This window comes from Streptomyces sp. NPDC052396, assembly GCF_044593195.1.
Taxonomy (GTDB): Bacteria; Actinomycetota; Actinomycetes; order Streptomycetales; family Streptomycetaceae; genus Streptomyces.
On record NZ_JBIUAW010000014.1, the window covers coordinates 112,422 to 132,610 of the forward strand.

General features: G+C 72.8%; 20 protein-coding genes. 10 read left to right on the forward strand and 10 right to left on the reverse strand.

The window, feature by feature from the left end; translation table 11 throughout:
• Window positions 1–76: 76 nt before the first annotated feature.
• The 5 genes from cseC to ACIHFE_RS29565 form a co-directional block, all read right to left on the reverse strand.
• On the reverse strand, window positions 77–1,369 hold the full coding sequence (gene cseC / locus ACIHFE_RS29545) for a two-component system sensor histidine kinase CseC (protein ID WP_400111376.1): 1,293 nt from the start codon (window positions 1,367–1,369) through the stop codon (window positions 77–79).
• Window positions 1,370–1,412: 43 nt separating this feature from the next.
• Window positions 1,413–2,117 carry a two-component system response regulator CseB gene (gene cseB, locus ACIHFE_RS29550; RefSeq protein ID WP_400111378.1) on the reverse strand — a complete coding sequence of 235 codons (705 nt, stop codon included), beginning with the start codon at window positions 2,115–2,117 and terminating at the stop codon, window positions 1,413–1,415.
• Window positions 2,118–2,123: 6 nt separating this feature from the next.
• On the reverse strand, window positions 2,124–2,780 hold the full coding sequence (locus ACIHFE_RS29555; RefSeq protein WP_400111380.1) for a hypothetical protein: 657 nt from the start codon (window positions 2,778–2,780) through the stop codon (window positions 2,124–2,126).
• Entirely contained in the window at window positions 2,768–3,316 is a 549-nt protein-coding gene (locus tag ACIHFE_RS29560; RefSeq protein ID WP_400111382.1) for a SigE family RNA polymerase sigma factor, read from the reverse strand. Before ACIHFE_RS29560 ends, ACIHFE_RS29555 begins: the two co-directional genes overlap by 13 nt.
• A 228-nt stretch (window positions 3,317–3,544) precedes the next feature.
• Entirely contained in the window at window positions 3,545–4,429 is an 885-nt protein-coding gene (locus ACIHFE_RS29565) for an A/G-specific adenine glycosylase (protein ID WP_400111384.1), read from the reverse strand.
• A 125-nt stretch (window positions 4,430–4,554) separates the two neighbouring features.
• Between ACIHFE_RS29565 and ACIHFE_RS29570 the strand changes: the two genes are divergently transcribed.
• Together ACIHFE_RS29570 and ACIHFE_RS29575 are read left to right on the forward strand one after the other, a co-directional pair.
• Window positions 4,555–4,797 (forward strand): hypothetical protein, encoded by a 243-nt coding sequence (locus tag ACIHFE_RS29570; RefSeq protein ID WP_400111386.1) that lies wholly within the window; start codon window positions 4,555–4,557, stop codon window positions 4,795–4,797.
• A 99-nt stretch (window positions 4,798–4,896) separates the two neighbouring features.
• Window positions 4,897–5,358 carry a pyridoxamine 5'-phosphate oxidase gene (locus tag ACIHFE_RS29575; protein WP_400111388.1) on the forward strand — a complete coding sequence of 154 codons (462 nt, stop codon included), beginning with the start codon at window positions 4,897–4,899 and terminating at the stop codon, window positions 5,356–5,358.
• 24 nt (window positions 5,359–5,382) lie between these two features.
• Here ACIHFE_RS29575 and ACIHFE_RS29580 read toward each other — a convergent pair whose 3' ends face one another.
• Window positions 5,383–5,748, reverse strand: a complete 366-nt coding sequence (locus ACIHFE_RS29580) for a hypothetical protein (RefSeq protein ID WP_400111390.1) — start codon at window positions 5,746–5,748, stop codon at window positions 5,383–5,385.
• 246 nt (window positions 5,749–5,994) lie between these two features.
• Between ACIHFE_RS29580 and ACIHFE_RS29585 the strand changes: the two genes are divergently transcribed.
• The gene (locus ACIHFE_RS29585) at window positions 5,995–6,804 is read left to right on the forward strand and encodes a hypothetical protein (protein WP_400111391.1); all 810 of its coding nucleotides are present in this window, start codon (window positions 5,995–5,997) and stop codon (window positions 6,802–6,804) included.
• Between the two features lie 59 nt (window positions 6,805–6,863).
• Here the strand turns inward: ACIHFE_RS29585 and disA are convergent, their stop codons facing one another.
• Together disA and radA are read right to left on the reverse strand one after the other, a co-directional pair.
• A complete protein-coding gene (disA, locus tag ACIHFE_RS29590; RefSeq protein ID WP_400111393.1) occupies window positions 6,864–7,985 on the reverse strand; it encodes a DNA integrity scanning diadenylate cyclase DisA in 1,122 nt (373 codons plus the stop codon).
• A 96-nt stretch (window positions 7,986–8,081) separates the two neighbouring features.
• Window positions 8,082–9,524, reverse strand: coding sequence for a DNA repair protein RadA (gene radA, locus ACIHFE_RS29595; protein WP_400111395.1), 1,443 nt, complete (start codon window positions 9,522–9,524; stop codon window positions 8,082–8,084).
• 176 nt (window positions 9,525–9,700) lie between these two features.
• Here radA and ACIHFE_RS29600 point away from each other — a divergent pair, with 176 nt between their 5' ends.
• Window positions 9,701–11,230 (forward strand): sigma-70 family RNA polymerase sigma factor, encoded by a 1,530-nt coding sequence (locus ACIHFE_RS29600; protein WP_400111397.1) that lies wholly within the window; start codon window positions 9,701–9,703, stop codon window positions 11,228–11,230.
• A gap of 35 nt (window positions 11,231–11,265) precedes the next feature.
• Here the strand turns inward: ACIHFE_RS29600 and ACIHFE_RS29605 are convergent, their stop codons facing one another.
• Window positions 11,266–12,066, reverse strand: coding sequence for a hypothetical protein (locus tag ACIHFE_RS29605; protein WP_400111399.1), 801 nt, complete (start codon window positions 12,064–12,066; stop codon window positions 11,266–11,268).
• Between the two features lie 43 nt (window positions 12,067–12,109).
• On the opposite strand from ACIHFE_RS29605, the gene ACIHFE_RS29610 reads away from it, so the two are divergent.
• The 4 genes from ACIHFE_RS29610 (at window position 12,110) to ilvD (ending at window position 16,469) form a co-directional block, all read left to right on the forward strand.
• A complete protein-coding gene (locus tag ACIHFE_RS29610) occupies window positions 12,110–13,015 on the forward strand; it encodes a Ppx/GppA family phosphatase (protein ID WP_400111401.1) in 906 nt (301 codons plus the stop codon).
• Window positions 13,016–13,038: 23 nt separating this feature from the next.
• Window positions 13,039–13,863: a sugar phosphate isomerase/epimerase family protein gene (locus ACIHFE_RS29615; protein WP_400111403.1), complete on the forward strand. Its 825-nt coding sequence runs from the start codon at window positions 13,039–13,041 to the stop codon at window positions 13,861–13,863.
• The gene (locus ACIHFE_RS29620) at window positions 13,860–14,513 is read left to right on the forward strand and encodes a TetR family transcriptional regulator (protein ID WP_400111405.1); all 654 of its coding nucleotides are present in this window, start codon (window positions 13,860–13,862) and stop codon (window positions 14,511–14,513) included. Before ACIHFE_RS29615 ends, ACIHFE_RS29620 begins: the two co-directional genes overlap by 4 nt.
• A gap of 114 nt (window positions 14,514–14,627) precedes the next feature.
• Window positions 14,628–16,469, forward strand: coding sequence for a dihydroxy-acid dehydratase (ilvD, locus tag ACIHFE_RS29625; RefSeq protein WP_400111407.1), 1,842 nt, complete (start codon window positions 14,628–14,630; stop codon window positions 16,467–16,469).
• A 220-nt stretch (window positions 16,470–16,689) separates the two neighbouring features.
• Here the strand turns inward: ilvD and ACIHFE_RS29630 are convergent, their stop codons facing one another.
• Window positions 16,690–18,867, reverse strand: coding sequence for a PQQ-binding-like beta-propeller repeat protein (locus ACIHFE_RS29630; protein ID WP_400111419.1), 2,178 nt, complete (start codon window positions 18,865–18,867; stop codon window positions 16,690–16,692).
• 170 nt (window positions 18,868–19,037) lie between these two features.
• Between ACIHFE_RS29630 and ACIHFE_RS29635 the strand changes: the two genes are divergently transcribed.
• Complete coding sequence (locus tag ACIHFE_RS29635) at window positions 19,038–19,361, forward strand: SH3 domain-containing protein (protein WP_400111409.1); 324 nt, start codon at window positions 19,038–19,040, stop codon at window positions 19,359–19,361.
• A 42-nt stretch (window positions 19,362–19,403) separates the two neighbouring features.
• A complete protein-coding gene (locus ACIHFE_RS29640) occupies window positions 19,404–19,910 on the forward strand; it encodes a hypothetical protein (RefSeq protein ID WP_400111411.1) in 507 nt (168 codons plus the stop codon).
• Window positions 19,911–20,189: the final 279 nt, after the last annotated feature.

A 20,189-nucleotide genomic window follows, 5' to 3' on the forward strand; every position in this document is an offset into this window, starting at 1 on the left:
CGCGATCGTGTGCGGGGAGCGTACCGCCGGGGCCGGGGGCCGCGAGGGGAGAAGAGGCACCGGGGGCTGGGGGTGCTCAGTCCGGTACCTGGATCAGCGGAAACGTCCCCGTGCTGGTCGGTGAGGACTCGGGCAGCCAGAGGACGGCGATGGCGCCGCCGCCCGCCTCGGGGTCCGCGTTGCGGAAGGTCAGCCGGGCGCCCAGGACACGGGCCTGGCCGGCCGCGATGGTCAGGCCCAGGCCATGGCCCTTGCCGGCGCGGTCCTCGCTGCCGGTGCGGAACCGGCTGGGGCCCTCGCGCAGCAGTTCCTCGGGGAAGCCGGGGCCGTGGTCGCGCACCCGGATCACCCGGCCGTCGACGGTGACCTCGATCGGTCCCTTGCCGTGCTTGCCCGCGTTGGCCAGCAGATTGCCCAGGATGCGTTCCAGGCGGCGGGGGTCGGTGGAGACATAGGCGTGCCGGGCCACGGTGACCTGCGCCTCGGGCGAGAAGGTGCGCACCCGGCGCTGGACGAACTCGCCCAGTTCGATCTCCTGCATCTCGGCCCGTTCGGCGAACCCGTCCAGCCGGGCCACTTCCAGGACGTCCTCGACCAGGGTGCGCATGGCCTGGGCCCGGTCCCGGACCAGTTCGGTGGGACGGCCGGGGGGCAGCAGCTCGGCGGCGGTGAGCAGGCCGGTGACGGGGGTGCGCAGCTCATGGGCGATATCGGCGGTCACCCGGCGCTCGGCCTCGATGCGGTGCTGGAGCGCCTGGGCCATGCCGTCCACCGCGCGCGCCAGGTCGTCGGTCTCGTCCCGCACCCGGCCGCCGATGGCCTCGCGCACCCGTACCTCGGTGTTGCCGTCGGCCACCATCCGGGCCGCGGCGCTGGCCTTGCGCAGCCGGCGGGAGAGCTGGCCGCCGACCAGGACGCCCAGGGCGCAGCCGCCGAGCACCACCGAGAAGGAGCCGATGATCAGGGCCCGGTCCAGATCGCTGAGGATCTTCAGCCGGTCCTTGAACTGGGCGTGCATGGAGATGATCTTGCCGTTGCGGGTGGGCATGGAGGCCCAGACCTCGGGCGCCCCGCTGTCGGAGTCCTGGAGGTAGGTGGCGCGCTGGCCCAGGCCGGCCGCCTCCTGCAGCGGCTTGGGCAGTTCCGGGTCATTGATCTTGGCGCGCAGCATGGTGCGGCCGGTGGTGCTGTAGTAGCGCTCGGCGACCTGGACCCGTTGGTCCATCACATCCCGGGTGCCGTTGAGCAGCGAGGCCTTGGAGGCGTTGTGCACCACCAGGCTGAGCGCCACCGCGACCATCGCGCCGACCAGCGCGATGGCCAGGGAGACCTTCCAGCGGATCCCGCTGCGGAGGGCGAGTTTCACCATGGCTTCACCCTGGTGAACGAGGAATGGTGGCGGGCACGGGCGGTCAGCCTCTGAGCTTGTAGCCGAAGCCGCGCACGGTCTCGATCCGGTCCTGGCCGATCTTGCCGCGCAGGCGTTGCACATGGACATCGACGACCCGGGTGTCGCCGCCCCAGCCGTAGTCCCAGACCCGCTCCAGCAGCCGGTCCCGGGAGAGCACGGTGCCGGGCGCGGCGGAGAACTCCAGCAGCAGCCGCATCTCGGTGGGGGTCAGGGCGACCGTGGTGCCGGCGCGGCGGACCTCCATGCCCTCGGTGTCCACCTCCAGGTCGCCGAAGCGCAGCACCCCGCCCTCCAGGGCCTCGGCCGGCCCGTCGCCCGCCGCGCCGGCGCCGCCGGCGTGGCCGAAGCGGCGCAGTACGGCCCGGATGCGGGCCATCAGCACGGCGCCGTCGAAGGGCTTGGTGACATAGTCGTCGGCGCCGGCCTCCAGGCCGAGGACGACGTCGATGGAGTCGGCGCGGGCGGAAAGCATGATCACCGGCACGGTGGACTCATCGCGGATGCGACGGCACAGGCTGACCCCGTCCAGGCCCGGCACCATCACATCCAGCAGCGCGATATCGGGCCGCCGGGCGCGGAAGCTCTCCAGCCCCTGGAGCCCGTCCGGTACCGCGGTGACCACAAAGCCGTCCCGCTCCAGGGCGAGCTGGGTCGCCTCGCGGATGACGTCATCGTCCTCGACGAAGAGGACATGCGTATCGCCCACGCTCTCTCAGCCCTCCGTTCCCTGGAACATGCTCTTGGAGGCATTGCCCGCCCCGGTCTTGCTGTAGTCGGTGTGGGTACGCCCCGTCTCGCGGAACTGGCTGTCCGACCAGTGGTAGGTCACCACTTCCTCGCCGGAGGGATCGGCGACCGGGTCGCCGGCTCCGTACACCTGGGTGGTCACCTGGAGGTCCCGCCGGTCGATGTCGGCATACACCGGGGACTGCTCGGTCGCGAAGACGTCCACATAGGAGTCACCCTTCGCACGGTACACATAAGAACCGATGCCGATGGCATCTCCGCAGGTCAGTATGTTGACCACCACATCGTCGCGGTCACCGCCGGTCAGCTGGCCGTATATGACGTCGACCGGGTACTGGTCCTTCACACAGGGCTTGAAGTTCTTCTTCACCGAGTCGCTGATCTTGGGGTCGTTCTTGATCAGCTTGACCGCGTCCACCTTCTCCCGGGTGGGCGCGGAGGCGGCGGGCTGCTTGCCGGGCTTGGCGCTGGACTGGGTCTGTGCCGGGCCCTCCTTGCGGACGCCCTCGCTGCTGGTACTGCATCCGGCGAGCAGCAGACCGGCGGCCGCGGCCATCGCCGCGACCGCCCCGCCGGTGATCAGTGCAGGCTTGCTCGTAGCCGCCCTGCTCAGGCCGCGCACCGTTCGCGCCCCCGCTCATTGCGCTCGAGAGCGTGGAAGTCCAGGTCACGGCTCTCCAGCTCCTGACGGAGCCGGGCCAGCGCCCGGTGCAGGGTGCTCTTGACCGTGCCGGTCGACATCCCGAGCGCCTCCGCGGTCTCCTCGGTGCTCATCTGCTCCCAGTGCCGCAGCACGACCACGCTGCGTTGCTTGGGGGCCAGCACGGCCAGGACGTCCATCAGCAGGGCGCGGTCGGCGTGCTGCTCGGTGCCGTCCTCCACGCTGGCGTCGGGCAGCTGCTCGGTGGGCACCTCGTCCAGCTTGCGGGCGCGCCACCACTCGGTACGGGTGTTGATCATGACGCGGCGGAGGTAGGCGTCGGCCAGCGACTTGTCCGCTATGCCCTCCCAGCGGCCATAGGTGCGCACCAGGGCGGTCTGCAGCAGGTCCTGAGCGTCGATGGGGTCCGGGACCAGCCGCCGGGCACTGCGCAGCAGGGCGTCCTGACGGTTGCGAACGTACTCTTCGAAGTCCAGAACCTGCCCGCTGCTGGCCATACTCGCAGCCTCCATTCCGCTTGCGTTCCCCGTGCCTGCCTCGCGCTGGTCAGTCCTCCAGCACGGAGAGGACGCTACGGAGGAGCTGTTGCGGCGCGATGTGCAGCAGCCCTTCGGCTGGTGCACAGCTGTCCATAGGTTGTGTAACAGCCGGGGGGAAAGAATGGCTCTGTCCGGTTCACGTCAGGACAGCGGGCCGTACGGCGCCGGGCCGGTGGCTGGTTCGGGTCAGGTCAGCGGGAGCCGGTAGGTGCCGTCCGCCAGCGGTTCCACCAGGCCGTCCGCCACCAGGCCGTCCAGCGCCCGGGCACGCTGCACCGGCTCCTGCCACACCGCGTCCAGCGCCTCCTGCGGCACCGGGCCGGTGGCCTCGCGCAGCACGGCCAGCAGCTTGCCGCGCACCTGGCGGTCGGTGCCCGCATAGCTCTGGCCCCGGCGGGGCGGGCCGTCATGGGCCGGGGAGCCGGCCGCCAGCCAGGCGCAGTGGGCGGCGATCGGGCAGCGGGCGCAGCCGGGGGCACGGGCGGTGCACACCAGCGCGCCCAGCTCCATGGTGGCCGCCGCCCAGCGGGCCGCCCGGGCCTCGTCGTCCGGCAGCAGCTCCCGGGCCAGCCGGCGCTCGGCGGCGGTGGTGGCGTTGGGCGGGTACTGCACTCCGGTCACCGCGCGGGCGAAGACCCGGCGCACATTGGTGTCCAGCACCGGGTGCCGCCGGCCATAGGCGAAGGAGGCCACGGCGGCCGCCGTGTACTCGCCGACGCCGGGCAGCGCCAGCAGCTGGGCGTGATCGCTGGGCACCTCGCCGCCATGCCGCTCGGCTATCGCCGCGGCGGCCGCGTGCAGCCGCAGCGCCCGGCGCGGGTAGCCGAGCCGGCCCCAGGCGCGCACCGCCTCGCCGGGCGGCTCGGCCGCCAGGTCGGCCGGGCGCGGCCAGCGGGCCAGCCACTGCTCGTAGACCGGCAGCACCCGGCTGACCGGGGTCTGCTGGAGCATGAACTCGCTCACCATCACCCCCCAGGCCCCGGCCTCGGGGCGGCGCCAGGGCAGGTCGCGGGCGTGCTCGGCGAACCAGTCGAGGACGGGGGCGTGCGGCAGCGGGGAGGCGGTAGTCATGGTGTCCGGATCCTGGCACGAGGATGCCCATGGCGGAAAACGGGCCGGTCCGGACGGGGGCACGTTCGGGTGATGGCCGCCCCAACCGGCGCCCGCCGGCGGTCGGTTGGAGCGATCATCCCGGCATGGACTCCGGCCGCGAAGCCCCGCCCCTGGTCCGCTGCCGGGTGTGTGCCAACCCGCTGTGGTGGGACATGACGCCCGTGCCCGCGCTGGCCCCGGGCTGGTACTGCTCCACCTGCCGCCACCCCCCGGAGCGCTACCGCAACCCCGCCGCGGTGGCCCCGCAGTGCCCGCAGGGCTGCGCCAGCTCGATCACCGAGGTCGGGCCGGACGGCCTGCGGAAGTTCATCTGCCACCGGGGGTGATGCCACCGGGCTGATGCCGCTGGGACCGACGCCGCCGGGGCTGATGCCAACGGGCCGGCGCCCCCGGCCCGCCCGGGCGGCGCATGGTGCAATGACGGCATGGACCCGCAGATCCTCGCCGCGCTGGACGCGCACTCCACGCTCACCCTGGCCTACGCGGACGCGGACGGGCCCCAGGCGTGCGCGGTGTTCTACGCACCGTATTCCGCGCCGGACGCCGAGGGGCCCGTGCTGTACTTCGTCACCTCGCCCGCCACCCGGCACGGCCGTGCCCTGCTGGCCGGTGACGGGCGGGTGGCCTTCACCGCCCAGCGCGACGACCAGGAGTGGGCCGGGATCACCGGGCTGCAGGGGCGGGGCCACTGCCGGGTGCTGCGGGACGCGGAGCGTGCGGCGGCCTGGGCGGCGTACCGGGCGCGCTTTCCCTATGTGGACGAGTCCGAGCGGCTGCGCCGGGCCGTGCAGGGCACGGAGCTGTGGGAGTTGCGCCCCGACTGGCTCCGACTGGTCGACAACGGGCGGGGGTTCGGGCATAAGACCGAGTGGCGGCCCGCGGGCTGACCGGGAACCCGGCCCGGAAGCCGGCTAGGAAACGCGTTTGAGCGTCCAGGCGTTGGGGTTGAAGCTGGGGTTGATAAATGCCTGGCAGCCGCTGTTGTAGTAGCTGCTCACCTGGACCCAGCCGGCCGGCGGGTAGGTGGTGGCACAGGCGTTGACCGTGGTGCCCACCGGCAGCCCGGTCAGCTGCTTGACCATTTTGATGTTGGGGCTGGTGGTGACGCCACAGGAGCCGCTGTTGCCCCAGTTGACATCGACCCAGCCGGCGGGGGTGCGGACGCTGCCGCAGAGCGTCATGGTGTCGCCGGGTGCGGCCTGGGCCGGGGCGGCGGCGAGGGTGGCGGTGAGCGCGGCGCCCAGCGCCAGCAGTCCGGCGGCGCGAAGTCTTCGCATGGTGTCCTCCGAGGTGTGAGTGGTGATGGCTACTCAATGGGGCTGGCGTTGCTGCCGGGAGGCGTTTTTCAGCCGTTGTTCAAGCCGTTGCGTCCGAAGTCCCCTGTGCCGGAAGGAGGGTGGTGAAGGGCGAGATCACCCGGAACGGGTGTGACAGGCGAGGCTGTGGGCAGATGATGGGAAAAGTAGGCACTCCTACGGCGGGTACGGGGTGGAGCCGCGCCGGTTCTCTCGTAGAGTCTTCGCGTGGGATCTCTGCGCAATCCGATCGGGCCCCTTCCCTCCTCCATTTACTGGCGGCGGAGGGGAGTTGTGCTCGCCCTGGGCATTCTTCTGGTGCTGCTGACCGTGTGGCTGCTCAGCGGCGGGGACGGCGGCGGCTCGCGGAGCGGCAAGGATGACGGCGCTCATGGCAAGCCGCCGACCGAGGCCACCATCACGCCCGGGCCCACTCCCTCCGGCCCGCAGACCGGCCAACGGCCGGGCGGACGCGATGAGTCGACCGGCGGGCCGGGTGGTACGGGCGGCTCCGGCGGCAGCGGTGGCGGCTCCGGTCCGGGTGGCGGCGGCACCGGCGGGTCCGGCGGCGGACCGGCGGCCGGGGTGCTGGGAGCCGGCAACGGCCGGGCGGTACCGGCCGGTTCACCGATGCCGGACTGCACCCCGGGAGCCCTGCATCTGACGGTGCGCAGCGTCAAGGACTCCTATGCGCCGGACGAGAAGCCCAAGTTCGAGATCGTGGTGAAGAACTCCGGCGGCAGCGCCTGCAAGGTGGACTTCGGCTCCCCGGCCGCCGTGCTGCGGATCACCGACCGGTCCGGCGAGCACCCGGTGTGGGCCTCCGACGACTGCCCGCGAGGCACCGGCGCCGTGCTGCTGGAGGTGCCGGCCTCCGGCGAGACCAAGCGCACCGTGGAGTGGGACCGGCACCGCAGCGTCCCGCGCTGTGCCACGCCCGATGCGACGGGCGCGGCGACCGAGCCGGGCACCTACCGGGTCGAGGTGAAGGTGGCGGGCGCCACGGACCGGGTGGAGTTCGTCCTCAACGCGGCATAAGGCGCGCCCCGTAGGGACGCGGGGAACCGCGCGACCGGCCACAGACGGCGCACGACCCGTCAGACGTACCGCTCCAGGATCGACGACTCCGCCAGCCGCGACAGCCCCTCCCGCACCGACCGGGCCCGGGCCTCGCCCACGCCGTCCACCGTCTGGAGATCGTCCACCGAAGCCGCCAGCAGCTTCTGCAGACCGCCGAAGTGGTCGACAAGCCGCTCGATGATGGCGCCGGGCAGCCGCGGCACCTTGGCCAGCAGCCGGTAACCCCGCGGCGAGACCGCCGAGTCCAGCGTCTCCGGAGAGCCGCTGTAGCCCAAGGCGCGGGCCACGATGGGCAGTTCCAGCAGCTCCGCGTGGGAGAGCGAGTCCAGCTCGGAGAGCGCCTCCGGCACGGTGCGCGTCCGCTTGGCGGTGGGCTCGGGAACGTAGTCCCGCACCACCAGATCCCGCTCCGGCTCCACGCCCGCGATCAACTCGTCCAGCTGGAGCGAGAGCAGCCGCCCGTCCGTACCCAACTCGACGACATATTCGGCGATCTCGGTGGCGATCCGGCGCACCATCTCCAGCCGCTGGGAGACCGCGGTGACATCCCGGACGGTGACCAGGTCCTCGATCTCCAGCGCGGAGAGCGTCCCGGCCACTTCGTCCAGACGCAGCTTGTAGCGCTCCAGGGTGGCCAGCGCCTGGTTGGCGCGGGAGAGGATGGCACCGGACTCCTCCAGCACCCGCCGCTCACCGCCCACATAGAGCGCGATCAGCCGCATCGACTGGCTCACCGAGACCACCGGGTATCCGCACTGGATGGAGACCCGCTGGGCGGTGCGGTGCCGGGTGCCGGTCTCCTCGGTGGGGATGGAGGCATCGGGCACCAACTGGACGCCCGCCCGCACGATCTTGGTGATGTCCTTGTCCAGGATCAGCGCCCCGTCGAGCTTGCACAGCTCGCGCAGCCGGGTGGCCGAGAACTCCACATCCAGGACAAAGCCGCCGGTGCACATGGACTCGACGGTCTTGTCCATGCCCAGCACGATGAGTCCGCCGGTATTGCCACGGAGCACTCGCTCCAGGCCGTCACGCAAGGCCGTGCCCGGGGCGACCGCACTCAGCGATGCGCGCATCAGCTCGACCCCGGAGCCGCCCCCGGCCTTGCCGGGGCCCGATGCCCGGTCGTTGGCTGCCACTGCACTCCTCCGGTCGCATGGTCAACGGTGGCCGCGGGACGCCCCGCACACGTAACCGGTCGCGTTAAGTGCGCAGGTGCGGGACCAGGGGAAAGTCTACTGGCGTCGGGCCGGTTGAAGAGGGGCGTCCTCCGGCCGAGCATGCGCGGGGGACTGGCGCCGCACCTTCCCCGGCAGCACCCGCAGTGCCTCGCCTATGTCCGCCACCTCCAGCACCCGCATCCCGGCGGGCACCTTGCCCGGGTCGCCGGGCACCAGGGCGTGGGTGAAGCCCAGCCGGTGCGCCTCGGCCAGCCGGCGCTGCACCCCGGTCACCCGGCGCACCTCGCCCGCCAGCCCCACCTCGCCGATGGCCACCAGGTTCTTCGGCAGCGGGGTGTCCGAGGCCGCGCTGGCCAGAGCGAGGGCCACCGCCAGGTCGGCAGCCGGTTCGGACAGCTTCACCCCGCCCACCGTGGCGCTGTAGATGTCCCGCTTGCCCAGCGCGCTGATCCGGCCGCGCTGCTCCAGCACCGCCAGCATCATCGACACCCGGGAGGTCTCCAGGCCGGAGGTGGTGCGGCGCGGGGAGGGGATCTGCGAGTCCACCGTCAGCGCCTGCACCTCGGCCACCAGCGGGCGGCGGCCCTCCAGGGTGACGGTCAGACAGGTGCCCGGCACCGGCTCGGCGCGCCGGGTCAGGAACAGGCCGCTGGGGTCGGCCAGCCCGGTGATGCCCTCGTCGTGCAGCTCGAAGCAGCCCACCTCGTCGGTGGCCCCGTAGCGATTCTTCACCCCGCGCACCAGCCGCAGCCGGGCATGCCGGTCGCCCTCGAAGTGCAGCACCACATCGACCAGGTGCTCCAGCAGCCGCGGGCCCGCGATGGCGCCGTCCTTGGTCACATGGCCGACCAGCAGGGTTGACATCCCGCGTTCCTTGGAGGCGCGGATCAGCGCCCCCGCCACCTCGCGGACCTGGGCCATCCCGCCGGGCGCGCCGTCGATCTCGGGGGAGGCCACCGTCTGCACCGAGTCCAGCACCAGCAGGGAGGGCTTGACCGAGTCCAGGTGGCCCAGCACCGCGGACAGGTCGGTCTCGGCGGCCAGGAAGAGGTCGTCGTCCAGGGCGCCGATGCGGTCGGCGCGCAGCCGCACCTGGCTGGCCGACTCCTCGCCCGTCACATAGAGGGTGCGGTGCTCGGCCGAGGCCGCCTTGGCCGCCACATCCAGCAGCAGGGTGGACTTGCCCACCCCGGGCTCGCCGGCCAGCAGCACCACCGCGCCGGGCACCAGCCCGCCGCCCAGCACCCGGTCCAGCTCACTCACCCCGGTGCTGCGCGCGACGGCCCGCTTGCCGTCCACCTGGGCGATGGGCAGCGCGGCGGAGGTCACCCGGCCCGGCGCGGTGGTCCGTACGGCAGGCGTGCCGTACTCCTCGACCGTGCCCCAGGCCTGGCACTCGGGGCAGCGGCCGAGCCACTTGGCGGTGGTCCAGCCGCACTCGGTGCAGCGGAAGGAGGGCCGGTCCTTGGCGGACGAGCGGGAGGTACGGGCAGCCATGGCAGCCACCGTAGCGGTGCCCTGTGACAACGGCCGCGCCCCGGCGTGCGCCTCCGGCACCGGGCTGTGCGGAATGTACGGTTCCTGTCCCCCTTCGTGGGAGACCGCCACCCGTACGGGGTAGTCGCCGGGGCGCATCACCGACCCGGCTTCCGCCTCGCCCTACCGTCGCCGGAATGATGACGAGCAGGCCCGAGCGGCCCCCGCATGCCACCGGCGCGCACCGTGCACACCGCCGTGCGCCGCGCGCCGCCCAGCCCCCGGTCGTCCCGCCGCCCGCCGCCCGTCAGGACCACGCCCCACGGCCCCCGGTGCGTTACGAACCGCACCTGGACGGCCTGTTCACCTACTGCCTGTCCGTGCTCTGCGACCACGAGGCGGCCACCGACGCCCTGGGCGAGGTCCTCGCCCTGGCCGAGCGCCGCGCCGACCGCGCCCCGGCGGAGGAACTGCTGCGCTCCTGGCTCTACGCCCTGGCCCGCTGGGAGTGCCTGCGCCGGCTCCCGTACGCCACCGCCGCCGGCCCCGCCGCGGCCCAGGACCCCCGCCGGCACGCCGAACTCGCCCGGCTGGCCTGGCCGGAGGCCGCCGGCACCAGCCCCGAACAGCGCGAGGCCCTGGAACTGGCGGTCCGCCACGGCCTGACCCACCAGGAGGTGGCCGCCGTGCTGCGGCTGGACCACGATGCCGCCCGGGCCCTGCTGGCCAGCGCCGCCTGCGAGGTGGAACGCACCCGCACCGCGCTGGCCGTGGTGGAGACCGGCCGCTGCCCGGTGGTCGCCCGCTTTGTCGGCATCGCCACCGACCAGGGCGCCCGGACCGGCCCCGCCGTGCTGCTCGGCACCACCCTGCGCCGCGAACTGGTCCGGCATGTCGACGAATGCCCCGACTGCCGCCGCGCCGCCGAGCGCACCCCGGTAGGCGAGTCCTGGCCCGGCACCCATGCCCCGGCCGCCGTGCTGCCCGTCCTCACCGCCCCCCGGGCCGCCGCCCGCGCCGCCATGGTCTGCGCCCAGGCCCGCCGCCCGGCCCGGCACCGCACCGTCCCCCGCCCGGCCCCGCACTACGACCGCACCGGCTTCCCACTGCCCCCCGAGGACGCCACGGCCGGCCGGGACCGGCTGCGCAGCCGGGCGCTCACCACCACCGTGGTGGCCACCGTGGTCGCCGCCCCCGTACTCGCCCTGTGGGCCGCCTACCGCGGCACCCCGCTCGGCGAGGACGCCGAGGCCGCCTCGGTCGCCGCCGGCCATGGCGGCACCGGCGCCCCCGGCCGCCCCCGGGCCACCGCCGCCACACCCGCCGGCCCCGCCGGCCGTACCGGCCCGTACGCCCCGGGCCGCCGGCCGGGCGGCGCCCCCGCGCCCGGCAACCTCCCGCCGGCCCCCTGGCCCGGGCCCGGACGGCTGACCGTGGAGGCCCAGCCCAGCGCCGAGGGCACCCTGATCACCCTCACCGCCAGCGGCGGCGAGGAGGTCCACTGGTCGGCCGTCCCCAACGCTCGCTGGCTGCGCCTGAGCCGCTCCGGCGGCGTACTGCGCCCCGGCGAGAGCCGGACCCTGACCGCCTCGGTGATCCCCGGCCGGGAGCCGGCCGGGGCCTGGAACGCCCGGGTGACGATCGGCCCCGGTGGCTCGGTGGTGACCGTCGAGGGCAGGGGCAAGGCACCGGAGCCGATGCCCCGGCACCCCGCGACCCGCCGCTGACCAGGCGATCAGCGGGGGTCGCAGGGATCAGGCGATCAGCCGGCGTCGGCCGGCCGCGGATCGGCCGGGTGCGGGGCGAGCGGCAGCAGCGAGGCCAGCCGCTCCTCGCACAGCTCCACCAGCCGCTTGTACCCCTTCTTGCCCATCAGCTCGATCAGCTCGGCCCGGTAGGTCACATAGACCGGCTCGCCCGCGCCATGCGCCGAGCGCGCCGAGGTGCACCACCAGTGCAGGTCATGCCCGCCCGGACCCCAGCCGCGCCGGTCGTACTCACCGATGGAGACCTGCAGGATCCGGGTGTCGTCCGGCCGCTCGATCCACTCGTAGGTCCGCCGCACCGGCAGCTGCCAGCACACATCCGGCTTGGTCTCCAGCGGCTCCCGGCCCTCGCGCAGCGCCAGGATGTGCAGCGAGCAGCCCGCGCCGCCGGCGAAGCCGGGCCGGTTCTGGAAGATGCACGAACCCTTGAAACGGCGGGTCTGCCGCTCGCCGTCGTCGTCCAGCTGGGTCCAGCCGTTCTCGCTGCCCTCGTCGTGGAACTGCCAGATCTCCGGAGTGAGCCGGGCCACATGCCCGGCCACCCGCTGCTCGTCCTCCTCGTCCGAGAAGTGCGCGCCCAGCGTGCAGCAGCCGTCATCGGCCCGCCCCGCCTTGATGCCCTGGCAGCCGCTGCCGAAGACACAGCTCCAGCGGGAGGTCAGCCAGGTCAGGTCACAGCGGAAGACCTGCTCGTCATCGGCCGGATCGGGGAACTCCACCCACGCCCGGGGGAAGTCCAGCCCGACCTCGTCCCCGGCCTGGCGCTTGCCGGGTTTCGCCTTCTTCGTCTTTGCCACACCTCAAGCCTATGTGTCCCGTGCGCCCCAGTAGCGTGCAGCCATGAGACTCGGTGTCCTTGATGTGGGTTCCAACACCGTCCACCTGCTGGTGGTGGACGCGCACCCCGGAGCCCGCCCGCTGCCCGCCCACTCCCACAAGGCCGAACTGCGGCTGGCCGAACTGATCGACGGCTCCGGCGCCATCGCCGCCAAGGGCATCGCCCGGCTGGTCGCCGTGATCAAGGACGTGCTGCAGGCGGCCGAGGACAAGGGCGTCGAAGAGGTGCTGCCCTTCGCCACCTCCGCGGTCCGCGAGGCCACCAACGCCGACGCCGTGCTGGACGCCGTCCGCGAGGAGACCGGCGTGGAACTCTCCGTGGTCACCGGCGACGAGGAGGCCCGCCTCACCTTCCTCGCCGTCCGCCGCTGGTTCGGCTGGTCCGCCGGAAAGCTGCGGGTGCTGGACATCGGCGGCGGCTCACTGGAGATCGCCCAGGGCCTGGACGAGGTCCCCGCCGCCGCGGCCTCGCTGCCGCTGGGCGCCGGCCGGCTCACCGCCGCCTGGCTGCCCAAGCCGGTGCCGGACCCGGAGGACGTACGGGCGCTGCGCCGCCATGTCCGCGCCGAGATCGCCCGTACCGTCGGTGACTTCGCCCGGCTCGGTGCCCCGGATCACACCGTCGCCACCTCCAAGACCTTCAAACAGCTCGCCCGCATCACCGGCAACACCAAGGCGCTCACCCTGGACGCGCTTCATGAGTGGGTGCCCAAGCTGGCCGCGATGACCCCGGCCCAGCGCGCCGAGCTGCCCGGAGTCTCCGCGTCCAGGGCGCCCCAGCTGCTGGCCGGGGCGCTGGTGGCGGAGGCCGCGCTGGAACTGTTCGAGTCCGCCGAGGCCGAGCTGTGCCCCTGGGCCCTGCGCGAGGGGGTCATCCTCCGGAGGCTGGACCACCTGCCCACCGTGTGAGAGGCGGCCGTACGCTGTCCCTCGTGACACAGCCAGTGGTGCGCATCCCGGACGCGAAGGTCGCGCTGTCCACGGCTTCGGTCTACCCGGAGCCGACGGCCGCGGCCTTCGAGATCGCCGCACGCCTGGGCTATGACGGGGTCGAGGTCATGGTGTGGACCGACCCGGTCAGCCAGGACATCGACGCACTGCGCAGACTCTCCGACTACCACCAGGTGCCCATCCTGGCCGTGCACGCGCCCTGTCTGCTGATCACCCAGCGGGTCTGGTCCACCGACCCCTGGACCAAGCTCCAGCGGGCCCGCTCGGCCGCCGAGCGCCTGGGCGCCTCCACCGTGGTGGTCCACCCGCCGTTCCGCTGGCAGCGTTCCTACGCCCGCGACTTCGTCCGCGGGGTCTGGCGGATGGCCGGGGAGACCGACGTCCGGTTCGCGGTCGAGAACATGTACCCCTGGCGCTACCGGGACCGCGAGATGCTCGCCTACGCCCCCGACTGGGACGTCACCAAGGACGACTACCGCCACTTCACCATCGACCTCTCGCACACCTCCACGGCCCGTACCGAGGCCCTGGACATGGTCGACCGGATGGGCGACCGGCTGGCCCATGTTCACCTGGGCGACGGAAACGGCTCCAACAAGGACGAGCACCTGGTGCCCGGCCGCGGTAAGCAGCCCTGCGCCGAACTGCTGGAACGGCTGGCCGCCCGGGGCTTCACCGGGCACATCGTGGTCGAGGTGAACACCCGCCGGGCCATGTCCTCCGCCGAGCGGGAGGCCGACCTGGCCGAGGCGCTGGCCTTCACCCGGCTGCACCTGGCCTCGCCGACCGGGGTCCCCCGCCGGTGACCGAGCCCCCGCGCAGACGCGGCCGGCCGGCCCGCGCCGGCGTGGCCGAGGGCCCCGGCTCCCGGGAGCGCATCGTCGCCGCGGCCCGCGCGGAATTCGCCGGACGCGGCTACGACCGGGCGTCCATCCGGGCCATCGCCCGGGGCGCGGGCGTGGACCCGGCCCTGGTCCACCACTACTTCGGCCCCAAGGAGCGACTGTTCGCGGCCGCCGTGGAAGCCTCCCTGGCACCCGCCCTGGGCGCCCCCGAAGCCCTGCTGGAAGGTGCCCCCGAGGGCCTGGCGGAACGGCTGACCCGCTTCTTCCTGGGCATCTGGGAGAGCCCGGTCACCCGGGAACCCCTGCTGGCCGTGGTCCGCTCCGCGGTGGCCAACGAGACCGCCGCCGCCGTCTTCCGTGACCTGGTCAGTGCCCGGCTGATGCTCCCCATCGCCAACGGACTGGACGTACCCGACGCCCGGCTGCGCGCCGAACTGGCCGCCGCGCACCTGGTGGGCGTGGCCCTCCTCCGCCATGTCATCAAGGTCGAGCCCTTGGCCTCCGCCGACCCAACCCAGCTGATTGCCCTGGTCACCCCGGCCCTCCACCACCACCTGACCGCCGCCGACGGCGCTCAGCCGACCACCAGCGAGTCCAGCCAACCCGGCTAACGCTCGCGGGCGGGACTCAACGCCCCGAAGGGGCGTGCCCACCCACCGGCGCCGGCTGTCCCAAAATGCGGAAACCCCTGTCCGAGCCCCGGACCCCCGACGTACCGTAAACGCATGCCGAACCTGAGATCCCGCACTGTCACCCACGGCCGCAACATGGCAGGCGCCCGCGCCCTCCTCCGCGCCGCGGGCGTAGCCCGCGAGGACTTCGGCAAGCCGATCATCGCGGTGGCGAACAGTTTCACCGAGTTCGTCCCCGGCCACACCCACCTCCAGCCGGTCGGCCGGATCGTCTCCGAAGCGATCAAGCAGGCCGGCGGCATCCCCCGTGAGTTCAACACCATCGCCGTGGACGACGGCATCGCCATGGGCCATGGCGGCATGCTCTACTCCCTCCCCTCCCGCGACCTGATCGCGGACTCCGTGGAGTACATGACCGAGGCCCACTGCGCCGACGCCCTGATCTGCATCTCCAACTGCGACAAGATCACCCCCGGCATGCTGATGGCGGCCCTCCGCCTCAACATCCCCACCGTCTTCGTCTCCGGCGGTCCCATGGAGGCGGGCAAGACCACCCTGGTCGACGGCACGGTCCGCACCAATCTGGACCTGATCACCGCCATGTCGGAGGCCGCCTCCGAGACCACCTCCGACGAGGACCTGGCCCGCATCGAGGAAGCCGCCTGCCCCACCTGCGGCTCCTGCTCCGGCATGTTCACCGCCAACTCCATGAACTGCCTGGTGGAGGCCCTCGGCCTGGCCCTGCCCGGCAATGGCTCCACCCTCGCCACCCACACCGCCCGCAAGGAGCTGTACGAGGCCGCGGGCCGCACCGTCGTGGAGATCACCCGGCGCCACTACGAGCAGGACGACGAGACCGTCCTGCCCCGCGCCATCGCCTCCCGCCCCGCCTTCGAGAACGCCATGGCGCTGGATGTGGCGATGGGCGGCTCCACCAACACCGTGCTGCACCTGCTGGCCGCGGCCCAGGAGGCCGGGCTGGACTTCGACCTCGCGCATATCGACGCGGTCTCCCGCCGCGTCCCCTGCGTCTGCAAGGTGGCGCCCAACGGCTCGTACCACATGGAGGATGTGCACCGGGCCGGTGGCATCCCCGCCATCCTCGGCGAACTGCACCGCGCCGGCCACCTCCACGAGGAGGTGCACAGCGTGCACGCCGGCTCGCTCGCCGAGTGGCTCAAGCGCTGGGATGTGCGCGGCGGTTCACCGGCCCCCGAGGCCGTGGAGCTCTTCCACGCCGCCCCCGGCTGCGTCCGCTCCGCGGAGGCCTTCTCCCAGTCCGAGCGCTGGGACTCCCTGGACCTGGACGCCGCGGGCGGCTGCATCCGCGACACCGCGCACGCCTACTCCGCCGACGGCGGCCTCGCCGTGCTCCGCGGCAACCTCGCCCCCGACGGCTGTGTGGTGAAGACCGCCGGTGTCGACGAGTCCATCTGGACCTTCGAGGGCCCGGCCGTGGTGGTGGAGTCCCAGGAGGAGGCGGTGGACGCCATCCTCACCAAGCGGGTCAAGGCCGGCGACGTGGTGGTGGTCCGCTACGAGGGCCCCAAGGGCGGCCCCGGAATGCAGGAGATGCTCTACCCCACCTCCTTCCTCAAGGGCCGCGGCCTGGGCGCCAAGTGCGCCCTGGTCACCGACGGCCGCTTCTCCGGCGGCACTTCGGGCCTGAGCATCGGCCATGCCTCGCCCGAGGCCGCCTCGGGCGGCACCATCGCGCTGGTCGAGGACGGCGACCGGATCCGTATCGACATCCCCGCCCGCACCATTGAACTCCTGGTCTCCGACGAGGAGTTGGCCGCCCGCCGGGAGGTCCTCGGCGGCCGGTACGCCCCGCGTGACCGCGACCGCAAGGTGTCCCAGGCGCTGCGTGCCTACGCGGCCATGGCCACCAGTGCGGACAAGGGTGCCGTCCGCGACATCAGCAAGCTGGGGTAGCGCGGGTCAAGCCGAGCCCGACGGCGCCTGGGCGCCGCTGTCTCGCCGGGTGCGGGCGCGCTTCCGGTGAGGCGGCGGCACCTGCCCTGCTCCGTCGGGTTTCGGGTGCGGGCCGTCGGTGGCCGGTCGCGCCCACGCGGCGGAGCCGCATGACACCGCTGCCCCGCGCCCCCAACGGGGCGCCCCCAGTCCCGTCCGGCCGCGATTACTCCTTCAACCACTACTTCCACTGCCCCGGGTCGCGCGCGTCCACCGCGAACACCGTGCCGTCCGGGCCGGAGCCGAACACCTTTCCGTCCGCCACCACCGGTGCCGGCAGCGTCCCGGCGAACCCCTGCCCGGCACGCGCCGGCCGGGGCGCGGTCTGCCCGAGCAGGGCGCCGCGCCGGGTGTCCACGGCCAGCAGCCGGCCGTCCGCCGCCGAGAAGTACAGCCGCTGCCCCTCGGCGACCAGCGGCGAGGCATTGGCCACCGAGGTCTCCAGCCGCCAGAGCTGGCGCCCCGCCTCTATGTCCACGGCCGTCAGCCCGCCGTCCGAGGACAGCACATAGACCGTGTCGCCGTACGAGACCGCACTCGAGCCGAGCACCGGTTCATGGAGCGGCACCCGGCGCTCATGGCCGGAGGCGGGGTCGTAACGCAGCACGGACGAGACCCGGTTGTCCGAGTCCGTCTCGGTCAGGAACAGAGTGTCCCCGTCCGGGTCGGTGCCGGTCGGGGTCAGCGCCCCCTGCCCCGTCCACTGCCACAGCGTGGCCCCGCTGTCCGGGTCGACGGCCAGCACCTGGGTGCTCCGGCCGTCGGCGGTCGGGGCCACCGCGTAGGCGGGACCGACGCCATAGGAGACCAGCACCGGGTTGCGCACCCCGGGCAGTGCGTGCCGCCAACGCTCCAGGCCGGTACTGCTGTTGACCGCGGTGACCTTGCCGTCCCTGGCCACCAGCAGCACAGTGTCCCCGGCGGGGTAGGCGCGGCCGCCGAACGCCGACACATCCCGCTTCCAGCGCGGGCTTCCGGTGGCCGGGTCGAGCGCGGTCAGCTCCCGCCCGTCCGGCGAGGGGACCAGCACCAGGCCGCCGCTGAGCACCGGAGCGGTGACCGCGTCACGGTTGGAGCGCCGGTCCTCGGCCGCCCGGCGCCATGCCGCCTTGCCCTCCGTGGCATCCATCCGCACCGCCTGCAGACCGGGTGCGGAGCAGTACAGCGCGGCCCGGGCGTAGCTGCAGAAGCCCGGGCGGGGGCCGTCGCCCCCGCCTTCCGGCAGCGGCGCCTGCCAGGGGCGCCAGGTGGCACCCGCCGAAGCGGCCCTGGAATGCCCGGAGTTGTCGGTGCCGTCGAACTCGCCCGTCGCCCACTTCGCGCCCGCGCCCAGGGCCACCGCCGCCATGGCGGCCGAGGCGAACCACAGGGTGCGCCGACGGTTCCGGGGCCGGCGCGGCGGCGGTTCCGCGATCTCCGCCACGGGCGTGCCGGCCGGTGCTTCGGCATATGACCGGGCGCGTGCCCCGGTGGTCGGCCGGGCCGGCTCCTCCTCCGGCTCCGGCCCGGCGAGCAGTGCCCAGGTGCCCGAGTCCGCCCAGCGGGGGAGCCGGGCCATGATCGCGTCCGGTGTGGGGCGGGCGTCGGGGTCCTTGGCCAGGCAGTCCTGGATCAGCGGAATCAAATCTTCCGGCACACCCGTCAACTGCGGCTCATCATGGACCACCTGATAGGCCACGATGTAAGGACTCTCGGACTCAAACGGACCGCGTCCGGTCGAGGCGTGCACCAAAACCGAAGCCAGTGCGAACACATCGGCCGCCGGACCCACTTCACGAGGCCGCTGAAACTGCTCCGGCGCCATAAAGGGCGGCGTGCCGATCAACTTTCCGGTCTCGGTACGCACATCGCTGTCATACGGACGGGAAATGCCGAAGTCGATCACTTTCGGTCCGTCCGCGGCGAGCAGCACATTGCTGGGCTTGAGATCCCGGTGCACTACCCCCGCCCGGTGAATGTCCCGCAGCGCCTCGGCGAGACCGGCCGCCAGCCGCCGTACCTCATCCGGTGTTAGCGGACCGTTCCGCTTGATACGTGCGGCCAGGGTGGGCCCGGAGATGCAGAGGGTGGCCATCCATGGCCGCTCACAGTCCGGATCGGCATCCACCACGGGCGCGGTGAAGGCGCCGCTCACCCGGCGGGCGGCCAGCACCTCCTGCCGGAAGCGCGCCCTGAACTCGGGATCCGCCGCATACTCGGCATGCACCACCTTGACCGCGAGTCGCAGCCCGGAGGGCGAGCGGGCCAAATGCACCACACCCATTCCACCGGAGCCGAGCCGGCCTTCCAGACGGTATTGACCCGCGTACTCCGGATCCTCCGCTTCCGGGCCGGTCCCGGAACTGCGCAGCGGCGGCATCTCCACCCCCGTGTTGTCTCGGCCGCCTACGGCCGCTTGCGGAGCCTAATCGATGGGCGACGCCGAGCCCGGGAGGACGTGCCGCTGCTTGCTAGCCTGCGCATGTCAGTCAACGATCAACACCCGTCAAATGACGGTGTCTTAACGACAAACTCAAAGGGGAGGGTCAAATGGCCAGCGAAGAGACGACGGCCACCGGCGCCGAAGCCGCCGAAAGCGCCGCACCGTCCGTGGCCGCGTCCGACGCCGTCTACTACTCCCTGGCGCCCGGCTACCAGGTCAACGTCCGCAGCGGCCCCAGCACCGACCACCAGGTCGTCCGGGTCCTCTCCCAGGGCAGCCGGATAGCCATCCGCTGCCAGACCCATGGCGAGACGGTTGACGGCCCCTGCGGCACCAGCGACATCTGGGACAACATCGGGCCCGGGCAGTACATCTCCGACACCTATGTAAAGACCGGCAGCAGCGGCTTTGTCACGGTCAGCTGCTCGTAACGACCACACCGCCGACCATCGACGTATGAGCGAGCAGGACAGATGAGCGAACAGCAGCAGACGGAGCTGCGGGGCCCGCGTCCGGAACCCATCCGGTTCTTCGGAACGACCTGGGTCGAGCACGACGGCGGCTACCCGCTGCGCCGGGCCGGCCTCGCCGTGGGCTCACTGGCCGCCGCGGTGGCCGGTGCCCTGGTGCTGCGCTTCGCCTACCAGGGGCTGGCCATCGCCAAGGTGGGCAGCCTGATCAACCTGATGGTGATCGTCGCCGTCTCCCTCTGTACTGCCCTGGCCTTCCGCCGCACCTGGGAGGACTTCGGCCGCCGCCGCCCGGCGGCCGCGGACCCGGGCGCGGAGCGCTCCATGCAGAGCCTGGTGCTCATCGGCTTTGTCGGCGTACTGCTCGCCTACTTCCTGCGCAGCCTGCGGGAGGCCCCCGGCGAGAAGCTGCACCGCGAGGAGTACCGGGAGGCACTCGCCCGCCAGGAGCGCCGCCGATCGGCGCGCACCGGCAACCCGGCGGCCAAGCGGAAGCGCAAGCACCGCTAAGGCGGTTAGGAGCACCTCCGAACCTCGTGTAGAGTTCTCCGAGTTGCCACGGCGTCCGCAAGGACGAAGGGGCGGCATCTCTCGCCGTAACCGGCGGCAATCTCTACTGCACGGCCCTTGAACGGGATGGATTTCGGCGTGCCCGAATTCCGGAACGGACTCCGATTAGGAGTCGCCGGGGAAATCCGCTAAAGTAGTGATCACGCCGGGACGCGAAAGCGGAAAGGCGAGAAACCCCGCTCCGACAGGGGGCCGGAAACGAGAAATCGGATCTGGTAA

Bases quoted from the DNA above. Each gene is read 5' to 3' on its own strand.
- ACIHFE_RS29600 (WP_400111397.1), top strand. From the start codon at position 9,701: ATGATGACGAGCAGGCCCGAGCGGCCCCCGCATGCCACCGGCGCGCAC.
- ACIHFE_RS29580 (WP_400111390.1), bottom strand. From the start codon at position 5,748: ATGCGAAGACTTCGCGCCGCCGGACTGCTGGCGCTGGGCGCCGCGCTC.
- ACIHFE_RS29570 (WP_400111386.1), top strand. From the start codon at position 4,555: ATGGACTCCGGCCGCGAAGCCCCGCCCCTGGTCCGCTGCCGGGTGTGT.
- ACIHFE_RS29565 (WP_400111384.1), bottom strand. From the start codon at position 4,429: ATGACTACCGCCTCCCCGCTGCCGCACGCCCCCGTCCTCGACTGGTTC.
- ACIHFE_RS29575 (WP_400111388.1), top strand. From the start codon at position 4,897: ATGGACCCGCAGATCCTCGCCGCGCTGGACGCGCACTCCACGCTCACC.
- ACIHFE_RS29640 (WP_400111411.1), top strand. From the start codon at position 19,404: ATGAGCGAACAGCAGCAGACGGAGCTGCGGGGCCCGCGTCCGGAACCC.
- ACIHFE_RS29635 (WP_400111409.1), top strand. From the start codon at position 19,038: ATGGCCAGCGAAGAGACGACGGCCACCGGCGCCGAAGCCGCCGAAAGC.
- ACIHFE_RS29630 (WP_400111419.1), bottom strand. From the start codon at position 18,867: ATGCCGCCGCTGCGCAGTTCCGGGACCGGCCCGGAAGCGGAGGATCCG.
- ilvD (WP_400111407.1), top strand. From the start codon at position 14,628: ATGCCGAACCTGAGATCCCGCACTGTCACCCACGGCCGCAACATGGCA.
- ACIHFE_RS29610 (WP_400111401.1), top strand. From the start codon at position 12,110: ATGAGACTCGGTGTCCTTGATGTGGGTTCCAACACCGTCCACCTGCTG.
- ACIHFE_RS29560 (WP_400111382.1), bottom strand. From the start codon at position 3,316: ATGGCCAGCAGCGGGCAGGTTCTGGACTTCGAAGAGTACGTTCGCAAC.
- radA (WP_400111395.1), bottom strand. From the start codon at position 9,524: ATGGCTGCCCGTACCTCCCGCTCGTCCGCCAAGGACCGGCCCTCCTTC.
- cseC (WP_400111376.1), bottom strand. From the start codon at position 1,369: ATGGTGAAACTCGCCCTCCGCAGCGGGATCCGCTGGAAGGTCTCCCTG.